1 protein-coding gene is annotated in these 1,470 nt (G+C 49.7%); it reads left to right on the top strand.

All coding sequences use genetic code 11. The features are described 5' to 3' along the window. Positions 1 to 1,470, top strand: a 1,470-nt coding sequence (locus tag DCCM_RS14040; protein ID WP_123057289.1) for an Ig-like domain-containing protein, incomplete at both ends; no start/stop codon positions are given.

Consider the following 1,470-nt stretch of genomic DNA (forward strand, 5'->3'; position numbering starts at 1 on the left):
CTTTTCCTTTAAAGTAAGCACGGACAAGCTTAACTGGCTGGAGGGCAAAAACGGCCTGATAGCCTTTATCTCCAGCGAAACAGGAAAGCGCCTGTTTTATATAAACCCGGTTTACGCCTGTGACGCCACCGGTAAGGAGATTAGCGGAGTAACCCAAACAGTCAGAAACCACGGCGGAGAGCTATTCATAGACATCGAATTGAATAAAGAAAGCCTCAATAATGTTACCTACCCCATCTATATAGATCCCACCATATCCATTGCTCCGGAGGAAGACGAAGCAATGGACACCTGCATTAACCGGAACAGCTCACGCCCCGATGGCAACGGGGGATTATGCGTTGATAGAGATCGTCGAACCCTGGTAAAATACAATCTTTCGGCAGTGCCCAGGGGAACCATAAAAAGCGCAACACTGTATATTGAAAACCATACCCCGGGCCAAAAACTTTATTCAATGAGGGCCTATCGCGTGACCCAGGAGTGGCTTGAAATGGAAGCCACCTGGGACGAGGCCGAATTTGACAGGGAATGGGAACAGCCCGGTGGGACCTACGATCCGTCCACGGGGGTGTCCGGAAATATTGACTATGATGAATACACCATGTGCTATGACGCATCCTTTAACGTCACCAATATGGTTGACGCCTGGGTTAACGGAACAGCTCCCAACTACGGGCTGATTCTCTGCCCCTATATAGAAAACCCTGAAAACTATGATTACAGCATCTTCAGCCATCCCAAGCTGTCAATAACCTATGAAACGGACATAACCGAGCCGGCTATTAACATCACCTCTCCGGCAAAAGACTCCTCCAATACCGGAACGGTAAATATGGAAGCCACTGCCACGGACGCCTCCGGAATACAGAAGGTGGAGTTTTACGTGGGCAGCGCCCTGATAGGCACCGCCACCGGCAGCCCCTTTAAGGTAAACTGGGACACCACCGGATTTCCCGACGGCAGCTATAAAATATGGGCCAGATCCTACGACAACGCGGGAAACATAGGGTATACCAACTACTTCCGGCTATGCGACACCTTTGACACCAAAACAAAAATAGACACCGGCAAAACCAGCGCCAAATATAACACAGAAGGAAATGTTGAATTCGACTCCGGCGACACAACCATGGAAAGCAAATCCGTAAGCATAACCGAACCAGTTAAAAACGTTTATCTGGAAGTCAATGAAAGCAGAAGCAACTTCACTTATTACGTCAGCGCCGACGGGGGCGCAAACTGGCAGGAAATCACCCCCCGCACCGTAACAACTCTCCAGTACCCGGGAAACAAATTAAAATTTAAAGCCTACACCACCAAACACGATTACCTGTACGACTACCTGGTGCTGTTCGAAAAGACCAACGGCTATACGGTAAACGTCAACAACCCCAATACTGTAAGCCCTCCCTCGGACCTGACGGCCCAGTCAGCCCCGGACGGCAGCATATCCTTAAACTGGAGCCC

Origin of the sequence: Desulfocucumis palustris (assembly GCF_002933875.1) — a bacterium.
In the GTDB taxonomy this organism is placed as follows: domain Bacteria; phylum Bacillota; class Desulfotomaculia; order Desulfotomaculales; family Desulfocucumaceae; genus Desulfocucumis; species Desulfocucumis palustris.